Annotated in this window: 19 protein-coding genes; 9 read left to right on the forward strand and 10 right to left on the reverse strand. The window is 71.6% G+C overall.

Annotation, left to right across the window (positions count from 1 at the left end; genetic code table 11):
- From HW578_RS09340 to gshB, 4 genes are all read right to left on the reverse strand, one after another.
- A partial coding sequence (locus tag HW578_RS09340) for a hypothetical protein (RefSeq protein WP_198370283.1) occupies window positions 1-567 on the reverse strand: 567 nt, incomplete at its 3' end.
- Window positions 545-1,636, reverse strand: a complete 1,092-nt coding sequence (locus tag HW578_RS09345) for a hypothetical protein (RefSeq protein ID WP_198370284.1) — start codon at window positions 1,634-1,636, stop codon at window positions 545-547. The genes HW578_RS09340 and HW578_RS09345, both read right to left, overlap by 23 nt.
- Window positions 1,637-2,092: 456 nt before the next feature.
- Complete coding sequence (locus tag HW578_RS09350; protein WP_198370285.1) at window positions 2,093-2,725, reverse strand: glutathione S-transferase family protein; 633 nt, start codon at window positions 2,723-2,725, stop codon at window positions 2,093-2,095.
- 79 nt (window positions 2,726-2,804) lie between these two features.
- Entirely contained in the window at window positions 2,805-3,761 is a 957-nt protein-coding gene (gshB, locus tag HW578_RS09355; RefSeq protein WP_198370286.1) for a glutathione synthase, read from the reverse strand.
- A gap of 299 nt (window positions 3,762-4,060) precedes the next feature.
- On the opposite strand from gshB, the gene HW578_RS09360 reads away from it, so the two are divergent.
- Window positions 4,061-4,591 (forward strand): hypothetical protein, encoded by a 531-nt coding sequence (locus tag HW578_RS09360; protein ID WP_198370287.1) that lies wholly within the window; start codon window positions 4,061-4,063, stop codon window positions 4,589-4,591.
- Here HW578_RS09360 and HW578_RS09365 read toward each other — a convergent pair.
- A complete protein-coding gene (locus HW578_RS09365) occupies window positions 4,524-5,996 on the reverse strand; it encodes a helix-turn-helix domain-containing protein (RefSeq protein WP_198370288.1) in 1,473 nt (490 codons plus the stop codon). The genes HW578_RS09360 and HW578_RS09365 overlap by 68 nt on opposite strands.
- Before the next feature lie 151 nt (window positions 5,997-6,147).
- Here HW578_RS09365 and aceA point away from each other — a divergent pair, with 151 nt between their 5' ends.
- The 6 genes from aceA (at window position 6,148) to HW578_RS09395 (ending at window position 13,835) form a co-directional block, all read left to right on the forward strand.
- Window positions 6,148-7,473, forward strand: a complete 1,326-nt coding sequence (gene aceA, locus HW578_RS09370) for an isocitrate lyase (protein ID WP_198370289.1) — start codon at window positions 6,148-6,150, stop codon at window positions 7,471-7,473.
- A 19-nt stretch (window positions 7,474-7,492) separates the two neighbouring features.
- Entirely contained in the window at window positions 7,493-7,663 is a 171-nt protein-coding gene (locus HW578_RS09375; RefSeq protein WP_198370290.1) for a hypothetical protein, read from the forward strand.
- A 163-nt stretch (window positions 7,664-7,826) separates the two neighbouring features.
- On the forward strand, window positions 7,827-8,054 hold the full coding sequence (locus HW578_RS09380) for a hypothetical protein (protein WP_198370291.1): 228 nt from the start codon (window positions 7,827-7,829) through the stop codon (window positions 8,052-8,054).
- A gap of 126 nt (window positions 8,055-8,180) precedes the next feature.
- A complete protein-coding gene (locus HW578_RS09385) occupies window positions 8,181-8,723 on the forward strand; it encodes a cytochrome b (protein WP_198370292.1) in 543 nt (180 codons plus the stop codon).
- 97 nt (window positions 8,724-8,820) lie between these two features.
- Window positions 8,821-9,348, forward strand: a complete 528-nt coding sequence (locus HW578_RS09390) for a rhodanese-like domain-containing protein (protein WP_198370293.1) — start codon at window positions 8,821-8,823, stop codon at window positions 9,346-9,348.
- A 119-nt stretch (window positions 9,349-9,467) separates the two neighbouring features.
- Window positions 9,468-13,835, forward strand: a complete 4,368-nt coding sequence (locus tag HW578_RS09395; RefSeq protein ID WP_198370294.1) for a choice-of-anchor I family protein — start codon at window positions 9,468-9,470, stop codon at window positions 13,833-13,835.
- Between the two features lie 21 nt (window positions 13,836-13,856).
- Here the strand turns inward: HW578_RS09395 and HW578_RS09400 are convergent, their stop codons facing one another.
- Window positions 13,857-15,173: a M20/M25/M40 family metallo-hydrolase gene (locus tag HW578_RS09400; protein WP_198370295.1), complete on the reverse strand. Its 1,317-nt coding sequence runs from the start codon at window positions 15,171-15,173 to the stop codon at window positions 13,857-13,859.
- A gap of 105 nt (window positions 15,174-15,278) precedes the next feature.
- Between HW578_RS09400 and HW578_RS09405 the strand changes: the two genes are divergently transcribed.
- Window positions 15,279-15,965 (forward strand): glutathione S-transferase N-terminal domain-containing protein, encoded by a 687-nt coding sequence (locus HW578_RS09405; RefSeq protein ID WP_198370296.1) that lies wholly within the window; start codon window positions 15,279-15,281, stop codon window positions 15,963-15,965.
- A 73-nt stretch (window positions 15,966-16,038) separates the two neighbouring features.
- On the opposite strand, the gene HW578_RS09410 is transcribed toward HW578_RS09405, so the two are convergent.
- Window positions 16,039-17,712 (reverse strand): M3 family oligoendopeptidase, encoded by a 1,674-nt coding sequence (locus tag HW578_RS09410; protein WP_198370297.1) that lies wholly within the window; start codon window positions 17,710-17,712, stop codon window positions 16,039-16,041.
- A gap of 98 nt (window positions 17,713-17,810) precedes the next feature.
- On the opposite strand from HW578_RS09410, the gene HW578_RS09415 reads away from it, so the two are divergent.
- Window positions 17,811-18,485 carry a substrate-binding domain-containing protein gene (locus HW578_RS09415; RefSeq protein ID WP_198370298.1) on the forward strand — a complete coding sequence of 225 codons (675 nt, stop codon included), beginning with the start codon at window positions 17,811-17,813 and terminating at the stop codon, window positions 18,483-18,485.
- Window positions 18,486-18,545: 60 nt separating this feature from the next.
- Here the strand turns inward: HW578_RS09415 and HW578_RS09420 are convergent, their stop codons facing one another.
- Genes HW578_RS09420 through HW578_RS09430 form a run of 3 tightly spaced genes read right to left on the reverse strand, consistent with a single transcriptional unit; the run spans window position 18,546 to window position 21,837 of the window.
- Window positions 18,546-19,499, reverse strand: coding sequence for a Bug family tripartite tricarboxylate transporter substrate binding protein (locus tag HW578_RS09420; RefSeq protein ID WP_198370299.1), 954 nt, complete (start codon window positions 19,497-19,499; stop codon window positions 18,546-18,548).
- Window positions 19,496-20,542 (reverse strand): TauD/TfdA family dioxygenase, encoded by a 1,047-nt coding sequence (locus tag HW578_RS09425; RefSeq protein ID WP_198370300.1) that lies wholly within the window; start codon window positions 20,540-20,542, stop codon window positions 19,496-19,498. The genes HW578_RS09420 and HW578_RS09425 overlap by 4 nt, the downstream gene beginning before the upstream one ends.
- 32 nt (window positions 20,543-20,574) lie before the next feature.
- The gene (locus HW578_RS09430) at window positions 20,575-21,837 is read right to left on the reverse strand and encodes an MFS transporter (RefSeq protein ID WP_198370301.1); all 1,263 of its coding nucleotides are present in this window, start codon (window positions 21,835-21,837) and stop codon (window positions 20,575-20,577) included.
- Window positions 21,838-22,031 lie beyond the last annotated feature (194 nt).

Here is a 22,031-nt window from a genome sequence, read left to right on the forward strand (position 1 = left end):
GCTGGCCACGCTGAACCGCGCGGAGGGCAGCGGCCGCGTTGGGCCGCTGCCCTCCGGCAGGGCGGGCCAGGCCGCCGCGGGCTCGGCCACCGGCATGCCGACCGCCTGGCAGGGCTGCGCCGCGGTGTAGGGGCAGTCGAAGGGGAAGGACCCGACATACGCGGTGCCGGCCCCCGCCGGCACGGCGAAGGTGAAGGCGCGGCCGTCGCCCTGCGCGTCCCCCGCGCCGAGCGTCAGGTAATAGGCGCCCGGCGGCAGCGCCTGCAGCACCCAGCCGCGCGCGCCAGCCGCGGCGGCGCCGGTGGTGGCGCCAAAGGCGCGGGTCTGACCGTCCTCGATGCGCGTGACCTGCGCCGGGACCGAGGCCGCCGGGCCGCCGACGAAGATGCCATCGCCGGTATCGGCGCGGTGGAAGCGGGCCAGCACCAGGACGTCGCCGCCACTCGCCGCGCGCCGCAGGTCCGCGGGCGTGAGCTCGACCGGCGCTAGCACCGGCGCACAGCCGGCGAGGGCGAGGCCGGCGAGGAGGCCGACTGCCCGCATCTCAACGCCCCGCGGCGATCGCATCGCGCGCCTCCGTGACACCACGCGTAACCTCCTGCAGGAGCAGCGCCGATCCGGCGGCGCCGCAGTAGTCGGCCAGAGGCCGGCAGGCGGCCTCGCTCGCGACCGGGAGTTCCCAGGGCGGGCGGGTGGAATGGACCAGCCGCGTGTCGGGCGTGGCACCGGCGACGCTGCGGCTATACGCGGCGTCGAAGGCGGGTTCGGCCTCGCCCGGCCGCGTCGCGGTCCAGCGCGTTGCGACCTCGACGCCGTGGCTGTCGGGCGCGGTGCCGCAGTGGCGGAAGATCACGCGCGTGACGGTGGCCTGCCAGGGGCCGGGCAGGGCGGCCTGGCGGCCGGCGGCACGGCTTGGCGCGAGGGTTGTGCGCAGGTGGCGCTCCACATTGTCGGGAGCGAGCGCGGCGGCGATGCCTGCGGTGCAGGGGCTCCATTGCTCCTGAGCCAGGGCGGCGGCGCGCAGCCGTTCGGCCTCGCGGCGGGCTTCCTCGGCGGTGCGGCGGTTGCGCTGGTCCTCGGCGATGGCGCGCGCGATCAGCACGATCGGGATGGCGACGAGGATGATGCCGCCCGTGACCACGATGGCAGCGAGTGCAGCGAAGGGATCGTCGCCGGAGGTGGACATCATCCGCGCCGAGGACCAGTCCGGCGCCTCGCTGCGCGGACCGGGCGTCGGCTCGGTCGGGGCGCCCTGCGGTGGTGGTACCGAGGCAGTCGCGCTGCCCGCGGCTGCGAAGGCTGCCCAGTCGATCGCGGCGACCCAGAGCCGGGGATCGACGCGGAACTCCGGTACGCTGGGCGGCGTGAGGCCCGTCGCGGCAAGGGAGGGCGGATAAGGGCGCGCCAGCGCAGTGACCGGCGCCGCGAGCGCGCCACCCTCCGCAGCCACGAGGGCGGCAGCGGCGCCCGACTCGTCGATGGGCGCGGCCTGCACCCGGCAGGGTTGCGCGGCGGCGTCATCGCAGGCGACGCGGAAGCTGCCAATGTAGGTGACCGCAGGCGGCGCGGACGAGACGCGGAAGGTAACATCGGTCGGTACTGCCGTGCGGCTGCCGCCGGCCCCTTCGAGGCGCATGAACCAGGTTCCGGGCTGGACATGCGTATGGAGGAGCCACCCGTTCTCCCGTGCCGCGCGGGAGGGCGAAGCCGTCGCGCCGTAGCCGGCGCGGTCGCCGCCATCGAGGTGCCAGAGACGCGCTCCGCCGTATGGCGCGGGCTGCGCGGCGCCTGATGGCAGCACGCGGAACAAGACAGCAGTAGTGTGCCCAGGCCTGTTGGAGTCCGCGAGGGCCTGAACCGTCGCCGCCTCCCGCCCCGCCGTGGCGCAGCCCGCGAGCAGCGCCGTCGCCGCGAAGGCCGCCCGGCGCGAACGCGACCGGCGCAGCCTGGTTCCTGTCTGGACGTTCCTCATGCCGGTACGATGCCGAGCGGCCGATCACGGCTTCTTGATCTGCCGCAATCGCTTCGTCGTTCGCTCGCGCCGCCCGCGCGGCGCCGTGGCCGCCAGCGCCGGACCGCTCCGGCGGCGGCCTCAGGTCATCGGCACCGCGACCCAGCGCCGGAAGCCCGGCCGCTCGCCGACCTTCGCATACCAGGCCGCCAACGCGGGGAAGTGCGGCATGCCCTCCACCCGCACCTCCTCCCCGAACCAGCGCCGCGCGTAGCAGCCCAGCACGATGTCGGCGATGGTCATTGCCGCGCCGTCGATATACGGCCCGCCATGCTTGGCGATATGCGCGTTAAGGATCGCCCAGCATTCCCCCGCCGCCTTCATCGCCGCCATCACCGCGCCCATGTCGCGCTTGTCCGCGGGGGTGCGCACCAGGCCCCAGAACAGGTTGCGCTCGGCCGGGCCCAGCGTGGAGAGCTGCCAGTCCATCCAGCGGTCCGCGGAGGCGCGCGCCGCCGGATCGGCCGGATACAGTGCGCTGCCGTGCTTCATCGCGAGATACCGCAGGATCGAATTCGATTCCCATAGGACGAAGTCGCCATCCTCGATGGTCGGCACGCGCCCGTTCGGGTTCATGGCGCGATAGGTCGGCGTGTTCACCACGCCATGCTCCATGCCGGCATCGGATCGCTCATAGGGGATGCCGAGCTCGTCGAGCATCCACAGCACCTTCTTCACGTTGACCGAGTTCACCCGGCCCCAGAGCTTCAGCATCTCCGTCCTCCCCCGTCGCGCGACTTCAGGGCGCCTGCTGTACTGCGCGCCTTCAGGGCGCTTGCCGTATTGCCCGCCTTCAGCGCGACGCCACCTTCCCCTCGATCGCATCCCAGATCGCCTTCTCGAGATGCACGCCGTCGAAGCGAGCGATTTCCTGCAGACCGGTCGGCGAGGTCACGTTGATCTCGGTAAGGAAGCCGCCGATCACGTCGATGCCCACGAAGATCATGCCGCGCTTCTTCAACTCGGGGCCGATGGCGGCGCAGATTTCCTTCTCGCGATCCGTCAGCGTGGTGGGTTCGGGGCGGCCGCCGACATGCATGTTGGACCGCGCCTCGCCGGCCGCCGGCACGCGGTTGATCGCACCCATCGCCACGCCATCCACCAGGATGATGCGCTTGTCGCCTTCGCGCACGGCGGGGACGTATTTCTGGATCACCAGGGGCTCGCGGGAGCGTTCGGTGAACATCTCCACCAGCGCGTTCATGTTCGGGTCCTCGGGGCGCAGGTGGAAGACGCCCGCGCCGCCATTGCCGAACAGCGGCTTGATGATGATGTCGCCGTGCTCGGCGCGGAATGCCGCGATGCGCCGCCGGTCCGCGGTCACCATCGTGACCGGCATGAGGTCCGGGAAATGCGTGACGAACAGCTTCTCCGGCGCGTTGCGCACGGAAGCCGGGTCGTTCACCACCAGGGTCTTCGGGTGGATGTGCTCGAGGATATGGGTGGCGGTGATGTAGCCCATGTCGAAGGGCGGGTCCTGGCGCATCAGCACCACGTCGGCGCCCGATCCGAGGTCGAGCTCCTCCTCCGCGCCGAAGGTGAAATGGTTGCCGATCTCGCGGCGCACCTGCACCGGCTTCGCCCAGGCGGTGACGCGCCCGCCGCGCAACGCCAGGTCACGCACGTGGTAGTGCCACAGCGCATGGCCGCGCGCCTGCGCCTCCAGCATCAGGGCGAAGGTGCTGTCGGCGTCGATGTTGATGGTCTCGATCGGGTCCATCTGGACCGCGACGCGGAGGCTGCGTGGCATGGGCGCATTCCTGAACTGGTCCGGGACGGACCGCTTGCACACGGGTCCGGGACGGACCGCTTGCCGCCGTCGTGCCATTGCGCGCGCGAATGCGCCAGGGGTGCAGGCTCGCGATGTGTGACGCAACTCAAGGTTGTTTTAAGTTAACGAGATACGATTTCCGGTTAGCATCTGCTCCGGTCGTGTCATAAGTTTTCGCATCCTTAAGGTCCCACGGGGCCGATGATGCGGCAGGACGCCGCGCCCCTCGCGACCATCCGAGATGCGCCATGTCCATGATCCTGCACGAAGACCCCTTGATGCTCCTGCTGAATGACCCGGCGCTGCTCGCCGGGCTGCTCGCGGGCGAGGATCCCGACCTCGCCCCGGCGGTGCCCGGCCCGCCCGCCGCGCTGCCGACTGCCGCGCCGCTTGCTGCCGGGCTGCCTGCCGCCACGCTATCTGACGCCATGCTGGCCTCCGCCACGCCGGCTGCCGCCACGCCACTAGACGCCACGCCGCCTGACGCTACGCCGCCTGCCGCCGCGTCGGGTGAAGCGCCGCCCCTCGCAATGGTCGGGGAGGACGCCTTCCCGACCCTCGCGGAGCTCGATGCGCTGCTGGCCGACAGCTACCTGCCGGACGCCGGCATCGACCGCGCGACGCGCGCCGAACTGGCCGGGGTCTTCGGCCTCGATCCCGCGCTGATCGACGACGAGAACGCCTTCATGGCCGCCCTCGCCGGGCTGGAGCCGCCGCCTGAGGACGACCTGCCCGAACCGGTCAGCGTCGAGCCGCCCTGGGACCTGGCCTGGGTCGAGTCGGTGCTGGAGGATTGGGCGCTGGGCTGACCGGCGCCGGCCGCGCCGCCGTCTCGAAGCGATAGGGCGCGGCCCCCTCCACCGCCGGGTCCAGCACCAGGCGGTGCTCGAGCGGTGGGAAGGCGCGCGAGCGGCATTCCGCGCGGTCGCACAGCCGGCAGGACAGGCCGATCCCGACCGCGGCAGTCTCAAGGTCGAGCCCATCGGCATAGACCAGATCCGGCGCGCGGGAGATGTCGCAGCCCATCGCCACCACATGCACCGGCGGCGGTTCGCCCCAATGCGCGGCGGGGCTGTTCACGCTGCGCGCGACGGTGAGGAAGGTCGCGCCGTCGGGCAGGCGCGCCACCTGCACGCGGATGCGCCCGGGTGTCGCGAAGGCCTCGTGCACCACCCAGCGCGGGCAGGACCCGCCGAAGCGCGCGAAGGGGAAGCCCGCCGCGGAGAAGCGCTTGCCCACATTGCCCGCCGGGTCGACGCGCAGGAAGAAGAAGGGCACGCCGCGCGCGCCCTCGCGCTGCAGGGTGGACAGGCGCTGCGCCGCCTGCTCGAAGGAGACGCCGAAGCGCGCGGCCAGCGCCTCGATGTCGTGGCGCAGTTCGCGCGCGGCCGCCAGGTAGGGCGCATAGGGCATCAGCAGCGCGGCCGCGGCGTAATTCAGAAGGCCGATGCGCATCATGGCCGCGGCCTCGGGCGTGGTGGGCTCGGCGCCGGCCAATGCCGCATCCACCGCCTTGCGGGCCTCGATCAGCATCAGCGTGAAGGCCATCTGGAAGCCGCGGGATTCGCGCGGCAGGGATTCCGAGAGATACAGCACGCGCGCTGCGGCATCGTGCCGGCGCATCGCCCCTTCCAGCGGGCCGACCTGCACCGCCAGGCCATGCACGCGGCGCAGCCGTTCGGCGATGGCGTGGTTCATCTCGGCCGGGCGCGCGGCCAGGTCGCGCCCGATCTCCTCGGCGGCCGCCTCGAGTGCGGGGAAGTGGTTGGCGCGGTCGTGGAAGAAGTCGCGTGTCTCCTCGTTGGGCAGCAGGATGCGCCGGCCGGTGGGCAGCGCCAGGCCTGAGGAATCCTCGCGCGCGACGCGCCAGGCGCGATACAGCGCGAGCATTGCGCGCGATGCATTGGGCGCCGAGGCGGCGAGCGTCGTGACCTCGGCTTCCGGCACTTCATCGAGGCCGAGCATCGGGTCCGACAGCACCTCGCGCAGGCCGGATTCCAGCTGGCGCTCGGCGCTGCCCGACAGCGCCGCGAGCTCCACGCCCAGCACTTCCGTCAGCTTGATCAGCAGCGATGCGGTGACGGCGCGCTGGTCGTGCTCGATCAGGTTCAGGTAGCTGGCGGAGATGCCGAGCCGCACCGCCAGCGCCTGCTGCGTGAGGCCGCGTTCCGATCGCAGGCGACGTACCGTTCGGCCGATCAGCGGGCGGGCCATGGATTTACACCCTTCACAGAATCGGCCGTCCGGCGGTGCGAAACGCAACCATCTTGCGGCGCTCCACCCAGATTCGCTGGTGCGCGACGGCGATGCAATGTGAATTATTCACGGGCGCCGGACGGACCGGCCTGGAGTTGAGATCACCACCATGCGCCCGCTCACCACGCCCTGCTTCGCCCCCGATGGCTCCGCCGGCGGACTGCCTCCGCAGGACCCGCACCGCTTCGCTGGCATCCGCCGCGACTATACCGAGGCCGATGTCGCTCGGCTGGCGGGGTCCTTCCGCGTGCGCCACACGCTCGCCGAGAACGGTGCGCGCCGCCTTTGGCAGCTGCTGCGCGAGGAGCCCTTCGTGAACACGCTGGGCGCGCTCACCGGCATGCAGGCGCTGCAGCAGGTCAAGGCCGGGCTGAAGGCGATCTACCTCTCGGGCTGGCAGGTCGCCGCCGATGCGAACAGCGCTGGCCAGATGTACCCGGACCAGTCGCTCTACCCGGTCGATTCCGTGCCGAAGGTGGTCAGCCGCATCAATGCGTCGCTGCGCCGCGCCGACCAGATCGCGACCATGGAACGCCTCGACGGCAAGGCCGACGACCGCACCCACTACATGGCGCCGATCGTCGCCGATGCCGAGGCCGGCTTCGGCGGTGCGCTCAACGCCTATGAGCTCATGCGCGCCATGATCGAGGCCGGCGCGGCGGGGGTGCATTTCGAGGACCAGCTGGCGTCGGAGAAGAAGTGCGGCCATCTCGGCGGCAAGGTGCTGGTGCCGATCAGCCAGCACATCCGCACGCTGAACGCCGCGCGGCTCGCCGCCGATGTCGAGGGCGTGCCGACGGTGCTGCTCTGCCGCACCGACGCCGAATCCGCGCAGCTGCTCACGGCCGATGTGGACGAGCGCGACCGTCCCTTCATCGGCAATGAGCGCACACCGGAGGGCTTCTTCCGCATCCGCCCGGGTATGGGCAAGCAGTATGCGATCGCGCGCTCGCTCGCCTATGCGCCCTATGCCGACCTGCTGTGGTGGGAGACCTCCGAACCCGACCTGCAGGATGCGCGCGACTTCGCCGAGGCCATCCACCGCGAATTTCCCGGCAAGATGCTCGCCTACAACTGCTCGCCCTCCTTCAACTGGCAGCGGAAGATGGGCGTCGAGGCGGCCGCGCAGTTCCAGCGAGAGATCGGCGCCATGGGCTACAAGTTCCAGTTCGTCACGCTGGCCGGGTTCCACTCCCTGAACCTGTCCATGTTCAGGCTGGCCCGCGGCTACGCCGAGCGCGGCATGGGCGCCTATTCCGAACTCCAGCAGGCCGAATTCGCCGAGGAGCAGAACGGCTTCACCGCCGTGCGCCACCAGCGCGAGGTCGGCGTCTCCTACTTCGACGCGGTGGCGATGGCGGCCTCGGGCGGCCGGTCCTCCACCACGGCGATGGAACACTCCACCGAGACCGCGCAGTTCGTCCCTGCGCATTGACCCGAGAGGAAACGAGACCATGAGCAACGACCGCCACGACGACGGCCTGGTGCATTCCCATCGCTGGGCCAGCGAGCCGATGCGCCGCCCGCAGCCCCGCGTCGTCATCGCCCCGCGCGACGACCACGACGACGGCCTGGTGCACACCCATGGCTGGGCCTGCGGGGAGCGCGGCCGGCCGGCGCATTGAGGGCAAGCGCGGGCATCATCCCGGCCTTCCCGCGCGTCGCATGAGGGCATGCCGCCGTCCGGTTCGCCGGGCGGCGGCATGTCGGTTCATGGGCTTCCTGCTTGCGACCTGACCTGCCGCAGCGCAGGCTGCAGCCTTCCCGGCGGCCTTCGAGGAGGATGCCGTGGCCGACGAGTCCGATGACCTGGGCGACGCGAACAGCCGGCTCGAGAACCAGCGCTTTCGTGCGCTGATGGAGCGCAGCAAGGGATCGAACCCGGAATACGCCTATGCCCCGCGCTGGGTGCCGACGGGCAACTGGCGGATGGATCTCGGCGACGTGATCCTGCACGTGGTTGGCTACGGGATCATCGGTGCGGTCCTGGTCATGCACCTGCTCGGCTATTATTGACGCCTCGCCTGACCGGGTGCTGCGCGCGCTCTGCGCTGGATCAAGGACGCGCGGCCGCGGCACGTCAGAATTCGGCCTTCGCATCGTGGCGCCGTCTCGGCCCGTGACAGACGCAAGGACCATCATATGCCAGGCCAGCGGTATTCCATCCTCTCCATCCTGCTGCACTGGACCATGGCGCTCGCGATCGCGCTGGCCTGGGGCGGCGCGCAGCTGGCCGAGGCGCTCGGGCGCGGTCCGACGAAGAGCCTCGTCGTCGGCTCCCATGCGCTGCTGGGGCTCGCGGTGCTGGCGCTGCTGCTGCCGCGCCTCCTGGCCCGGTGGCTCGGCACCGTGCCGGGGCCGGCGCCGGGCGCGCCGGCCTGGGAACAGCGGCTCGCGACGGCGGCGCATCTGCTGCTCTATGCGCTGATGCTGGCGCTGCCGCTCTCGGGGCTGCTGACGGCGCTGACGGGGCGCGCGCCCTTCGACCTCGCGGGCCTGGCGACCCTGCCGAATAGCCTGGCCGGCACCGGGCTGCGGGGATTGGTGAAGGAGGCGCATGAGGTCCTCGCGAACCTGATGCTCGGCGCCATCGCGCTGCATGTCGGGGCGGTCGCCTGGCACGCGATCGTGCGGCGGGACGGTGTCGCGGCGCGCATGATGCCGGGGGCGTCGCCCTCCGCTTGACTTTACATGAGCTGAACCGAATATATGGCGCTGGAACGACCGGTGCCCGCGGCATCCCGCCGCAGGGCCCGGATCGCGACCCAGGCTGCCGCACGCCATGACCCTGCCAGTGATCTCCGCCACCCGCGCCGCCGAGATGATCCGCGCCGGCGAGGCGCTGCTGGTCGATGTGCGCGAGGCCGATGAACGCGCCCTGGCGCATGTGCCGGGTTCCGCCCACCTGCCGCTGTCGCGGCTCGAGGAAGCCGAGTTCGCCGTGCGCGCCGGCACGCCCGTGATCTTCCACTGTGCTTCCGGCGCGCGCACGGCGCAGAACGCGGCCAGGCTCGGCGCGCGGGCCGGTGATGGCGGCGCCTTCATCGTCGAGGGCGGCATCGCCGCGCTGCGCGGCGCCGGCCTGCCGCTCGCCGAGGACCGCAGCGCCCCGCTGCCGCTGATGCGCCAGGTGCAGATCGCCGCCGGGTCTCTGGTGCTGGCGGGCGTGCTGCTGGGTGCGCTGGTCGCGCCGGTCTTCTACGGGCTGGCCGGCTTCGTCGGCGCCGGCCTGGTCTTCGCCGGCGTCTCGGGCTTCTGCGGCATGGCGAACATCCTGGGGTTGATGCCCTGGAACAGGCGCGTCGCATGAGGCGGTGACTCGCCATCCGGTATTCATGATTCCTTAACAATCCCGTCACCGCATCGTGAGGGAAGGCAGCGGCCTGACGGCCTATCCGGCGATCAAGGGTCAATTCGCCGGAGAACCTCATGTCGGGCACGCAGCTCAGCGCCACCACCGCCTTCACGCTTGCGCACACCGCCGCCAATGGCTCGTCCGCGCTCGACGCCGAGGTCGCCGCCTATGACGCCGGGACCGGGCTGATCTTCGTCATCGGCGCGGATGGCGTCGATGCGGTAGATGCGGCGACCGGCATCATCCTGGGCAGCCTGGACACCAGCCTGCTCGGCAATGTGAACAGCGTCGCGGTGAAGGACGGCGTGGTCGCGCTGGCGATCGAATCCGAGCCGAAGACCGATCCGGGCAAGGTGGTGGTGGCCGATCTGGCCCGTGTGGGCGATACGGTCACGCTCATCCCGCGCGACTTCGGCGGGCTCGGCTTCGTCACGGTGGGTGCGCAGCCCGACCAGATCGGCTTCACCCCCGACGGCACCAGGCTGCTGACGGCGAACGAGGGCGAGCCGAACTCCTACGGGCAACCGACGAGCGTCGATCCGGTCGGCTCGGTCAGCATCATCGACGTGGCGACGGGCGCGGTCAGCACCGCGGACTTCACGTCCTTCAATGGCCAGATCGACGCGCTGCGCGCCGCGGGCGTGCGCATCTTCGGGCCCGGCGCCACGGTCGCGCAGGATCTCGAGCCGGAATACGTCGCGGTCGACCCGAACGATCCGACCAAGGCCTACGTGACACTGCAGGAGGCGAACGCCATCGCGGTGCTCGACCTCACCACCGCGACCTTCACCAAGATCATCCCGCTCGGCTTCAAGGATCATGGGCTGGCGGTGAACGCCATCTCGGGCAACGACAACGACAACGTCTTCGCCCCCGTGACCTTCAACAACCTGTCCGGGATGTACCAGCCCGACGGCATCGCCGCGGTCGATTTCGGCGGCACCACCTACCTGATCACGGCGAACGAGGGCGATGCGCGCACCGACTGGCCGGGCCTGAACGAGGAATCGCGGATCTCCGCGCTCAGGCTCGACCCGACCGCCTTTCCTGACGACCCGGCCGATGCCGATACCACGCCCGAGATCGTCGAGAGCCTGGGCCGGCTCACCGTGACCAACCGGCTCGGCGACACTGACGGCGACGGCGACTTCGACCAGCTCTACGTGTTCGGCGGCCGGTCCTTCAGCGTCTGGAATACTGACGGCACGCTGGTCTTCGACAGCGGCAACCTGCTCGACGAGATCATCGCGACCCGCTTCCCCGGCAGCTACGACGAGAACCGCGACGACAACAAGGGCGTGGAGCCCGAGAGCATCACCATCGGCAAGGTCGGCGATGACACCTTCATCTTCGTGTCGCTGGAGCGCGCCGACGGCGTCGCCGCCTTCCGCATGGATGCCCCGGACGACTTCACCTTCGCCGGCTTCTTCACCACGCCGGGCGACGATGCGCCCGAGGTGATCACCTTCGTGCCCGCCGAGGACGCCCCGGGTGGTGCGGCCCTGCTGGTGGTGCCGAACGAGGACAGCGCCACCACCACCGCCTACGAGCTTGAGGCCACCTTCACCCTGCAGCTCCTGCATGCCTCGGACTTCGAGGGTGGTGTCGAGGCGACGCAGCGGGCGAAGAACTTCGCGGCCATCGTCGATGTCCTGGAGGACGAGTTCGCCAACAGCATCACGCTCTCCTCCGGCGACAACTTCATCCCCGGGGCCTTCACGGCGGCCGGCACCGATCCCTCGGTCCGCGACGAGATCGCCTCCTTCTACGAGCAGCTCTTTGGCCTCTCGGCCGGCAGCCTGACCGGCATCCGCAACGGCACGCTGCCCTTCAACGCGGCCGATATGGCCATCCTGAACGCGATCGGCGTGCAGGCGAGCGTGCTCGGCAATCACGACTTCGACCTTGGGCCGTCGGCCCTGGCCTCGGCCTTCGACTTCACCGCCACCCTGCCGGGCCTGCCGGGACAGCCCGGCCTGGGCAGCATCAGCAACATCGGCGCGCAGTTCCCCTACCTCTCGGCGAACCTCAACTTCGCCGCCGAGCGCGCGCTGTCGGGGCTCTACACGCCGGACCTGCGGGACGCGTCGAGCTACGCCACCACCGCCGCCGACCTTGCGAGCGGCGCGGCGATCCGCGCCGAGGCCACCGGCCGCGAGCTGTCGCGCTGGACCACCATCCAGGAGGGCGGCGAGACCATCGGCGTCCTCGGCGTGACGACCCAGCTCCTTGCCTCGATCTCGACGGTGGGCAACGTAACCGTCGCCGACCCCTCGGGCGACGGCGGCGCGGACAACATGGCGGAGCTCGCGGCCATCATCCAGCCGCTGGTCGACCAGATGACCGCGCAGGGCATCAACAAGATCGTCCTGCTGAGCCACCTGCAGCAGTTCGGCAACGAGCTCGCCCTCGCGCCGCTGCTGCGCGACGTCGACATCCTCATCGGCGGCGGGAGCAACACGCTGCTCGCCGACGCGACGGACCCGCTGGCGCCCGGCGACACCGCGGACGGCACCTACCCTGTCGCGATCACCAACGCGGGCGGGACCACGACCCTGGTCGTGAACACGGACGGCAACTACAACTACGTCGGCCGCCTGGTTGTGACCTTCGATGCCGCCGGCAACGTGATCCCGGGCAGCGCCGCCCCTGCGGTCTCCGGCGCGTTCGTGACGACGGACGCGGGCGTCGACGCGGTCGCCGGCGACGGCGACGGCACGCTCTCGCAGGCGGAGCGGGATGCGATCTTCGCCGACGGCACCCGCGGCGGCGAGGTCAAGCAGATCACCGACGCCATCGCCGACGTGATCGACCTCAAGGACGGCAACGTCCTCGGCTACACCGAGGTGTTCCTGGAAGGTCGACGCAACGAGGTCCGCACCGAGGAGACCAACCTCGGCAGCCTCACCGCCGACGCCAACCTGGCCGCGGCACGCGAGTACCAGGCGGCGCATGGCGGCGCCGAGCCGCTGCCCGTCCTGGTCAGCATCAAGAACGGCGGCGGCATCCGCGCGGAAATCGGCGCCGTGCTCGGCCAGCCGATCCCGGCCGAGCTGCCGCCGCAGCCCGACGGCGCGATCAGCCAGCTCGACATCGAGAACAGCCTGCGCTTCAACAACCAGCTCTCGCTCATCACGCTCGACGCGGCCAACCTGGTCACGCTGGTCGAGAACGCGCTGCGCAGCGTCGCCCCGGGCGCGACGCCGGGCAGCTTCCCGCAGATCGCGGGGCTGCGCTTCTCCTTCGACGCCACCCGCCCGGCCGGTGACCGCGTGGTCAGCCTCGCGGTTCTGGATGCGGATGGCGAGATCGCCGACATCCTGGTCCGCGACGGCCAGCTGGAAGGCGACCCGACGCGCGACTTCCGCATCGTGACGCTGAACTTCCTGGCTGCTGGTGGGGACAACTACCTCGGCACCGCCGACGCCGTCGTCGGCAACGAGGTTACGGTGCAGGACCGCGTCGACATGGTGGACCCGCTCGCTGCCGCGAGCGGTGGCGCCACCTTCGCCGCCGACTACACCGAGCAGGATGCGCTGGCCGAGTACCTGCTCGACATCCACGGCACGCCGGACCGTGCCTTCGACGTCGCGGACACGACCCCGGCGGGGGATACGCGCATCCAGAACCTGGCGGCGCGCGGCGACACCGTGCTGAAGGGTATCGTGCTGGACGGAGCCGGCCTGGTCGAGGGCACCGGCGGCGACGACGTGCTGGACGGTCGCGTCGGCGCCGACACGCTGCTGGGCGGCACGGGCAATGACAGCCTGCGCGGCGGCTTCGGCGACGATTCGATCGCCGGGGGCAATGGCGCCGACACGATCGATGCCGGGCCCGGCAACAACCGCGTCGATGCGGGCGAGGGCAACGACAGCGTGGTGGCCTCGTCCGGCCGGGACACCATCCTGGGCGGCGCCGGGGCGGACACGATCCGCGGCGGCTTCAACGACGACGTGCTGGCCGGCGACGACGGCAACGACCTGGTGCTGGGCGAGGGCGGTCTCGACCTGATCACCGGCGGCAAGGGGGATGATACGCTCGATGGCGGGCTGCGCGACGACACCATCGATGGCGGCGAGGGCAACGACCTCGTGCTGGGCGGAGTCGGCCGCGACAGCCTGTCCGGCGGCGCGGGCAACGACACGGTCGAGGGCGGGCTCGGCATCGACACGATCGAGGGAGGCGCGGGCGACGACCTGCTGATCGGCGGCAGCGGCCTCGACCGCTTCATCTTCGGTACCGGCAGCGGGCACGACACCATCCTGGGCTACCAGCCGGGCGAGCGGCTGGTGCTCGAGGACGGTCTCGGGCTGACCAGCCGCAGCGCGTTCGACGCCGACCTGGATGGCGCGGACGACCTGCTGCTGACCTTCAGCGACGGCGGATCGGTGACGCTGATCGACGTGACGCGCCTGACGGTCTTCGCGGTCGAGTTCGCCTGACGCGGTGCGGGCGCGGGGCCCTCAGGCCGGCTCCGCGCCGCACCACAGACCGATCAGCGCGGCGATCACCGCCACGCCGCGGCGGTAGTCGGTCACATCCACCCATTCGTCGCGGCCGCCGTTCTGCGTCAGGTCGCCGCACAGCGGCCCGAGCCCGACGCAGGGAATGCCCGACTGCACCATCGGGTTGCGGATGTCGGAGGAGGTGTGCAGCGGGTTGATCTCCGGCGCGGTGCCGGTGCCCAGGCGCACCGCCTCGCTGGTCGCATGCCACAGCGCGTGGTCCTGGCCGACCTCGGCGCCCGTGACGCCGGAGACGAAGGTGATCGCCGGCGGATGCGCTGCCAGCGTTGGATCGCCGGCGGCGGCCTCGCGCAGCGCCGCCTCCACCTCGGCCTGCACATCGCCGAGCCTCTCGCCGGGCGGGAAGGCGAGCGCGCAGGAGAGCTGCACCGCCGGCGGCACGCGCGAGGCGCGCCCATCCCCCAGTGCGCGGATATCGCCGATCAGCAGGTTGGTGGACCGCCCGATCGCGGCATCCAGAACCGGGTGGTGCACCCGCGCGCCGCGCCGCGCATCCAGCGCGCGAAGTGCGGCGATCACCGGCGGCACCAGGTCGACGGGGTTCACTGCCAGATGCGCGAAGGCCGTATGCCCTGGCTCCTGCGTGGGTGGCTGTGTGCCGCGCAGCACCACGCGGAACACCAGTTGGCCGGGGGCGAGCGCCTTCACCTCCCGCATGCCGATGCCCGATTCCGCCGGGTGCAGGTAGACCGCGGCATCGGCCGCCACGCCGCCATGCAGCAGCGCATGCACGCCGCGCGCATGGCGCTTCGACGGCGTGCTGGCCAGGATCACGTCACCCTTCGGCCGCAGCCCAGCCGCGCGCAGCACGCGCACGGCCTCGACCATGGTGGCCACACCAGCCAGGTCGTCGGCCACGCCCCAGCCATGGATGCGTCCGTTCGAGACCGCGCCGGCGAAGGGGTCATGCGTCCAGCCATGCCGGGGCTGAAAGGCCTCGCCATCGGGGTGGGCGAAGAAGATCACGCTGCGCCCGCCGCCGCTGCCGGGCAGGCGCGCCAGCACGGCGACGCGTTCCTCCGTCGCCATGGCGGATTGGTCGGCGAATTCCTCGCGCAGCTGCACCTCGGCGGGGCGGTAGCGGCGGCGTTCGACCGTGCAGCCCGCAGCCTCGGCGGCCTCGGCGACGCGCGCCTGCACGGCATCCTCGCCGGCGCGCTGCAGCCCGATCAACTCGCGCAGGAAGGCGACGGAAGCCTCGCCGCCTGCTTCGGCGGCGGCGGCGACACGGGCGGCGACATCAGAGGCTGACATGCGATCGATCCGGCAGGTTGCGCGCGATGGTTCGGCGGGCGCGGCGTTGCGTCAAGCGCTGCGGCCGCGCCATGCTCCGCCCCATCGCGCGGGGGGCGTCACGGCATGCGGCTGATCATCGGGGGCAAGTGGTCCTCCACCTGGACCATGCGGGGCTGGCTCGCCTGCCGGCTCTCGGGCCTGCCCTTCGAGGCCGAGACGCTGTTCCTCTCCCGCCCCGAGAGCAAGGCGCGGCTGGCGGAGGTCTCGCCCACCGGGCTGATCCCCGTGCTGGTCGACGACGGCTTCGTGGTGACGGACACGCTGGCGATCGCGGAATACCTGTGGGAACGCGCGCCGGGCTGCGACATCTGGCCGGGCGAATTGCGCGCGCGCACCGCGGCGCGGATGTCGGCCGCCGAGATGCACGCGCATTTCGCGGAACTCCGCGCGGCGATGCCGATGAACCTCGTCAAGCGCTGGCCGATCGCGAACGGGATCCCGTCCAACGCCAAGCTGCTCGGCCGGCCGGGGGTGGAGGCGCAGGTGGCGCGGGTGCAACAATCCTGGCGCGACACGCGCGCGGCCTGGGGTGCGGGCGGGCCGTATCTGTTCGGCACGCGCTTCTGCTTCGCGGACGCGATGTGGGCGCCGATGGCCTCGCGCTTCCGCACCTATTCCGTGGCGCTGGCGCCGGATGCGCAGGCCTATGCGGATGCGGTGCTGGCGCATCCGCTGGTGGCGGAGTGGATCGCCGGCGCCGAGGCGCAGGCGCGCGAGATCGGCTGGGAGGCCTGCAGCGCCTGGCCGTGAGGAGTCCTGGTTTCGCGCGCAGCCGCCACGCCAACCCTGCGCGCAGGCCGGTCAGCCCGGCGGGCCGCCGGCATCACACGCCGAGCACCGCCGCGGCCTCGCCCACCGCGGCTTCCAGCGCGCCCTCCGCGAAGGGCGAGACCAGCCCCGCCGAGGCCACCAGCCCCTGGAAGGGCATCGACCCACCGCGCCCGCACAGCGCGACATAGGCGTCGAGGGCCCCTGCCGCATCGCGCCGCGACCACACCCAGAACTGCAGTGCGACGCACAGCGCCAGCGTGTAGTCGATGTAGTAGAAGGGCGAGTTGTAGATGTGCTGCTTCGCCTGCCAGCGCCCGCCCTTGGCGGGGTAGGCGAGGTCGCCGTAGTCCGACCACGGCATGTAGACACGTTCGAGCCGCTGCCACATCGCGTGGCGCTCCGCCGGCGTCGCGTCGGGGTTGGCGTAGACCTCGTGCTGGAAGTGATCGACGCAGACGCCATAGGGCAGGAAGGACAGCGCGCCGACCAGGTGCATCGCGCGGAAGCGGTCCGCCGCCGCATCGCCCACCAGCAGGCCCATCTGCGGATGCGTCAGGTACTCGAGGCCCATGGAGTGGATCTCTGCCGCCTCCATGGTCGGCCAGAGGTAGTCCACGCCGGGCTGGTGGCGGCTTTCCCAGCACTGGAAGGCGTGGCCCATCTCATGCGTGAAGACGCCGATGTCGTTGTGGGTGCCGTTGAAGTTGGCGAAGATGAAGGGCACGCCGACGGAAGGAAACGACGTGCAGAAGCCGCCGCCGGCCTTCCCTGGGCGGTTCTTCAGGTCGAGGAATCCGCCCTCCCGCATCATGGCGTAGAAGTCGGCCAGGCGCGGATCCATGCGGTCGAACATCGTCTGCGCCGCCAGCACCAGCGTGTCGTGGTCGCCGACCGGCCTGGGGTTGCCGGCGGGGTCGATCAGCGCCTCGTCCCAATAGCGCAGCCGGTCCCAGCCATGGGTGGCGCGGCGCGCCTCCAGGATGCGCGCGACCAGCGGCGTGACGTGGCGCGCGACGGCGTCGCGATACCGCGCGACATCCGCCGGGCCGTAGTCGAGCCGCCGCATGCGGCGATAGGCCAGTGGCGTGAAGGTGGCGTCGCCCAGCTTGCGGGCCATGCCGGTGCGCAGCCTCACGAGCTGGTCGTAGATCTCGTCGAGCGCTTCGCCGTTGCGCGCGAAGAAGTCCCAGCGCGCCGCCTCGGCCTCGTGGCGCGTCGCGCGGTCGGGGTCCTCGGCGAAGGGGGCGAGGCCGGCAAGGTTCACCTCCTGCCCCTTCACCGAGACCTTCGCCCCGGCGAGCAGCGCGGTATAGCGTGCGGAGAGGCGGCTTTCCTCCTCGGTCTCCGCGGCGATTGCGGGATCGAAGGCGGTGATGTCGGTCTCCCACAGCGCCACCGCGTGCGCGCCGGCTGCCGCCTCCAGGCCGGCACGATTGCCGTCGCCCAGAAGGCGGCGCTTCAGCGCGGTCTCGTGCGTCGCGGCTACGGGGGCCAGCGCATCGGCGTATTCGCGCGCCGCCACCGCGTCCTTGTCGGTCGTGTCCTGCGCGAAGCGCAGGTGCACCAGGGAGGACCAGGTGTCGTAGTCGCGCCGGGCGGAATCCCACATGGCCAGCGCGCCGGTGCGGTCCCCGGCATCGAGCCGCGCGTCGATCGCGGCATGTGTCGCGGCCAGGCTCTCGCGGTCGGGGCGCGGGGCGGTGATGTCGGCGAAGCGGAGGGTCATGGCGGGGTCCGTCGGCGGTTGCGCCCAGGTGGCGGGAAGCGGTGATTGGCGTCAAGCAGGACCGCGGTCCAGGATGCGGGCCCTTTGCGGAGCCCGCCATGCCACGCCTGATGTCCACCCTCGCCATCGCCGGCCTGCTGCGCGAGGCCGCGCCGGCGATCGAGGCGGCGCTCGGCGCGCAGCTGCAGGTGGAGCTCGCACCTACGCGCGCGCTGGAATCCCGCATCGCCGCCGGCGAGCGTGCCGATGCCGCGGTGCTGACCGCGGAGGCGATCGCCGCGCTGTCCGGCCAGGGCGTGCTCGACGGCGCCACGGCGCGCCCGCTCGCGCATTCGCGCGTCGGCCTGGCGGTCAAGGCCGGTGCGCCGCATCCCGACATCTCGGGCGTACCCGCGCTGCGCCGGCTGCTCCTGGACGTGCCCTCGCTCTGCTACTCGCGCGCCGGTGCCTCGGGCATCTTCTTCGCGGCGCTGATCGAACGCCTCGGCATCGCGGCGGAGGTCAATGCCAAGGCCATCGTGATCCCGCAGGGCTTCACCGCGGAGAAGCTCGTCACCGGCGAGGCCGCCATCGCATTCCAGCAGGTCAGCGAGCTGATGGAGGTGCCGGGCATCGAGGTGGTTGGCCCGTTGCCCGATGGCGCTCAGACCATCGCAGTGTTCTCTGGCGCGGCCTTCGCCGGGGCACCCGATGGCGCGCGTGTGCTCGCGGCGGTGGCCGCTGCCTGCACGCCGGCGGCGCTGGTGGCGAAGGGGCTGGATGTACCCGGGTGAAGGAAGGTCGGGGGGAGAATACCTCCCCCCAATCCGCCACCGGTTTCTGGCCCTTGCGCCCTACCTGGCGCGTGCGAGCACGCCGCGCCAGCGTTCCGTCTCGGCGCGGATATGGCTGCGGAACTCGAGCGGCGTGCTGCCGATCGGCGGGCCGCCCATCTCGCCGATGCGTCGCGCGATGGTGGCATCCGCCAGCGCGGCCGTGGCGGCGCGGTGATAGGCGCCGATCGCCTCCTCCGGTACGCCGGCGGGCGTGAGCAGCCCGTACCAGCCGCCCGCCGAGAAATCCGCGAAGCCCTGTTCCGCCATGGTCGGCACTTCCGGCAGCAGCGGCGCGCGCGCCGTGCTGGTGACCGCCAGCGCGCGCAGCGTGCCGCCGGCGATCTGCGGCGCGACCAGCACCAGGTTCTCGATGGTGAAGGCGAATTCGCCGGCGATCAGTGCGGTGATGGCGGGCGCGCTGCCCGGATAGTTCACCGGCGCCGCGGGGAAGCCGGCGGCCTGGCGGAAGGCCTCCTGCGCCAGAAGTTGGGGGGAACCGACGCCGGGGGTGGGGTAGAGCACCTCCCGCCCCTCGGCCTTCACGGCCGCGACCAGCGAGGCCACGTCGCGATGCGGCGATTGCGCGCGCACCACCAGCACCAGCGGCGTCGCGTTCAGCAGCGTGACCGGCACCAGGTCCGTCGCCGGGTCGTAGCCGAGCTGCGCCTCGGTGATGGGCGAGACCGCCAGCGGCCCGCTGCTGCCCACCAGCAGCAGATGCGCATCGCCACGCGCGCGCGCCACCATCGCGGTGCCGACATTGCCGCCCGCGCCGGGCCTGTTCTCCACCACCACGGGCTGACCGAGGCGCTGCGACATCGGTTCCGCCAGCAGCCGCGCGAGCTGGTCCACGATGCCGGCCGGGGCGAAGGGCACCACCATGCGCACCGGGCGCTGTGGCGCCCAGGCCTGCGCCCGCGCGACACCCGGCGCGGCGAGCGCGGCGCTGAGCAGGACCCGCCGCGCGATCATGCCGGCGCCAGGGTGAAGGTCAGCACCGTGTCCTTCACCACGATCCCCCCCCGGTTGCCCGGCGTGATGTCGCCGTAGCGCTGCGCATAGGCCGGCGGCAGCTCGCGCGCCTCGCGCGGGGCCAGCCACAGGCGCAGCAGGTGGCGCCGGCGTTCCGGTTCGGGCCAGTCCTCGAAGTCGGTGCGGCTGTGCAGGCAGGTGTGGTTGTGCACGAACTGCATGTCGCCGGGGCGGAACTCCATCTCGAGCGACATCTCGGCGGCGAGTTCGTCCAGCCGGTCGATCGCCGCATGCTCGGTCGGCGTCAGCCGCCGCGCCTGCGGGAAGTTCTGCTGCGCCGAGCGGATGTACTGCCCCGAATAGATCGTGCTGAGCTCGCCCTGGTGCCAGTTGAAGACCGGGATCTCGAACCAGGGCAGCATGCCAGGCGGGATCTCGCCGCGCCGGTCGGTCGGCATCGGGTTGAACAGCGCGCGCCACAGCGCGGGGCTTTCCGCCATCATGCGGTCGTGGATGGCCACCGAGGAGACCACGCGCGACCCGCCGCCCGCCTTCGCGGTCTTCAGGCAGAGCAGCCCGACGATGTCGCAGCTGTCGGTGTGGAACTCGAGCTCCCTGTTGGTCTGGTAGTAGCGCACCTTCGGATCGGCGATATCGAGGCCGAGGTCCTTCACGTGCCCGAGCAGGTGCCCCTTGGCGTTCTGCGACCGGAAGCTGCCCAGATGCGCCCCGATGCCGAGGTAGCCGATGGCGCTCTGCTCGATCGGGCGAGTGGCCACGTCGAAGCCGCGGATCAGCACGAAGCCGCGGCCGCGCTGCAGGTCGCCCAGGATGCGCGTAAGGCGGGGCGCGAGCGTGGGCAGGCGGAAGGTCTCGGGCGTGATGTCGCCCATGGCGCGCCCGGCTGCGACATGCGCGGCGATGGCGGCATCGATCTCGGCGAGCTCGGCCGGGGAGAGCGTCTCGATCCAGTCGGTGCGCCGCGCCATCTCGGCGCCGGTCCAGGCTGCCTGGCCGCCGATCGGCGCTGGTGTGAGGTCCATGGCGTCCTCCGTATGCTTGTTTTCCGGGGAGGCTATGGCGCCGCAGCGGCCGCTGTCCATCCCGCACCGCGCTGCCGGCGCATCGCGCGCTGCAGCAGCCACAGCGCGATCGCAAGGTTCACCAGGTTCCACGCGATACCGTTCCACATCGCCGCGCGATAGGACCCGGTGGCGTCGAAGATGGCGCCCGCCATCCAACCGCCCAGCGCCATGCCGACCAGCGTGGAGGAGAGCGCGATGCCCACGCGCGTGCCCGCCTGCGCCGGCGGGAAATACTCGCGCACGATCATCGCGTAGGAGGGGACGATGCCGCCCTGGAACAGGCCGAATACCGCGCTGACGGCAAACAGCGCGACCATCCCGTCGGCCGGCAGGAACAGGAACAGCGCCACGCCCTGCAAGGCCGATCCAAGTGCGAGGGTGCGCAGCCCGCCGATGCGGTCCATCACCGCGCCGAACGCCAGCCGCGAGACGATGCCGGCCGCGAGCATGACCGAGAGCATCTCCGCCCCCCGCTGCGCGCCGTAGCCGAGGTCCACGCAATAGGCGACGATATGCACCTGCGGCATGGCCATGGCGACGCAGCAGGCGATGCCCGCCGCGCCCAGGATCGCCTGCAGCACATTCGGGTGCAGGCCGAGCGGCATTACGGCCGGCGCACCCGCGGCGCGCGGCGGCGGCGCGGGCGGCATCGGCGCGCGCGCACGCAACGCCAGGGCCAGCGGCAGCATGGTCACGATGCACACCGCGCCCATCGCCAGGTGCGCGTGGCGCCAGCCGATCGTGTCCACGCCCCATTGCAGCAGCGGTGGCCAGACCGTGCCCGCCATGTAGTTGCCCGAGGCCGCCAGCGCGACCGCGATGCCCCGCCGGCGCGAGAACCACAGCGAGGCGTCGGCGATCAGCGGCCCGAACACCGCCGCCGCGCCGAAGCAGCCCATGAGCAGGCCATAGGCCAGGCCGAAAACGAATATGGATGGCGCCATCGCCGCCGCCACGCCGCCCGCGGCCAGCGAGACCGCTGCCACCGCCACGGGCACCATGGTACCGAAGCGGTCCGACAGCCGCCCCATCAGCACGCCGCCGAAGACGAAGCCGACCATGGTCATGGTGTAGGGCAGCGAGGCATCGGCCCGCGCCGTGCCGAATTCCGCCTGTACCGCCGGCAGCATCACCACCACCGACCACATCGGCGCGCTGCCGATGAGGCACAGCAGCACGATGGCCAGCAGGCGCAGCCAGGCGCGGCGTGAATCGATGTCGTCGGCCGCCCCGGCGGCCTGCGCGTGCTGCATGGCGCGTCTCTCCCGTCGGGGGATGGTGGCATGGGCCGCGCGCTGCGGCCATGCGGCAGGGTGCGCGGCTGCCTTTCGCGTCGCGCGAGGCGCGCGGGGGTGCGTGTCGCGCGAGGCGCGCGGGGGTGCGTGTCGCGCGAGGCGCGCGGGGGAACGGGAGACCACACGCCTCAACGCCAGTCACGGCTACACCC

The sequence above is a fragment of the Roseomonas rosulenta genome (assembly GCF_016106005.1).
Lineage (GTDB): Bacteria > Pseudomonadota > Alphaproteobacteria > Acetobacterales > Acetobacteraceae > Neoroseomonas > Neoroseomonas rosulenta.

Excerpts from the sequence above, each read along its gene's own strand:
- HW578_RS09345 (WP_198370284.1), bottom strand. The coding sequence starts at position 1,636 with ATGCGCCTCGAAGGGGCCGGCGGCAGCCGCACGGCAGTACCGACCGAT.
- HW578_RS09350 (WP_198370285.1), bottom strand. The coding sequence starts at position 2,725 with ATGCTGAAGCTCTGGGGCCGGGTGAACTCGGTCAACGTGAAGAAGGTG.
- gshB (WP_198370286.1), bottom strand. The coding sequence starts at position 3,761 with ATGCCACGCAGCCTCCGCGTCGCGGTCCAGATGGACCCGATCGAGACC.
- HW578_RS09360 (WP_198370287.1), top strand. The coding sequence starts at position 4,061 with ATGCTCCTGCTGAATGACCCGGCGCTGCTCGCCGGGCTGCTCGCGGGC.
- HW578_RS09365 (WP_198370288.1), bottom strand. The coding sequence starts at position 5,996 with ATGGCCCGCCCGCTGATCGGCCGAACGGTACGTCGCCTGCGATCGGAA.
- aceA (WP_198370289.1), top strand. The coding sequence starts at position 6,148 with ATGCGCCCGCTCACCACGCCCTGCTTCGCCCCCGATGGCTCCGCCGGC.
- HW578_RS09375 (WP_198370290.1), top strand. The coding sequence starts at position 7,493 with ATGAGCAACGACCGCCACGACGACGGCCTGGTGCATTCCCATCGCTGG.
- HW578_RS09385 (WP_198370292.1), top strand. The coding sequence starts at position 8,181 with ATGCCAGGCCAGCGGTATTCCATCCTCTCCATCCTGCTGCACTGGACC.
- HW578_RS09390 (WP_198370293.1), top strand. The coding sequence starts at position 8,821 with ATGACCCTGCCAGTGATCTCCGCCACCCGCGCCGCCGAGATGATCCGC.
- HW578_RS09395 (WP_198370294.1), top strand. The coding sequence starts at position 9,468 with ATGTCGGGCACGCAGCTCAGCGCCACCACCGCCTTCACGCTTGCGCAC.
- HW578_RS09400 (WP_198370295.1), bottom strand. The coding sequence starts at position 15,173 with ATGTCAGCCTCTGATGTCGCCGCCCGTGTCGCCGCCGCCGCCGAAGCA.
- HW578_RS09405 (WP_198370296.1), top strand. The coding sequence starts at position 15,279 with ATGCGGCTGATCATCGGGGGCAAGTGGTCCTCCACCTGGACCATGCGG.
- HW578_RS09410 (WP_198370297.1), bottom strand. The coding sequence starts at position 17,712 with ATGACCCTCCGCTTCGCCGACATCACCGCCCCGCGCCCCGACCGCGAG.
- HW578_RS09415 (WP_198370298.1), top strand. The coding sequence starts at position 17,811 with ATGCCACGCCTGATGTCCACCCTCGCCATCGCCGGCCTGCTGCGCGAG.
- HW578_RS09420 (WP_198370299.1), bottom strand. The coding sequence starts at position 19,499 with ATGATCGCGCGGCGGGTCCTGCTCAGCGCCGCGCTCGCCGCGCCGGGT.
- HW578_RS09425 (WP_198370300.1), bottom strand. The coding sequence starts at position 20,542 with ATGGACCTCACACCAGCGCCGATCGGCGGCCAGGCAGCCTGGACCGGC.
- HW578_RS09430 (WP_198370301.1), bottom strand. The coding sequence starts at position 21,837 with ATGCAGCACGCGCAGGCCGCCGGGGCGGCCGACGACATCGATTCACGC.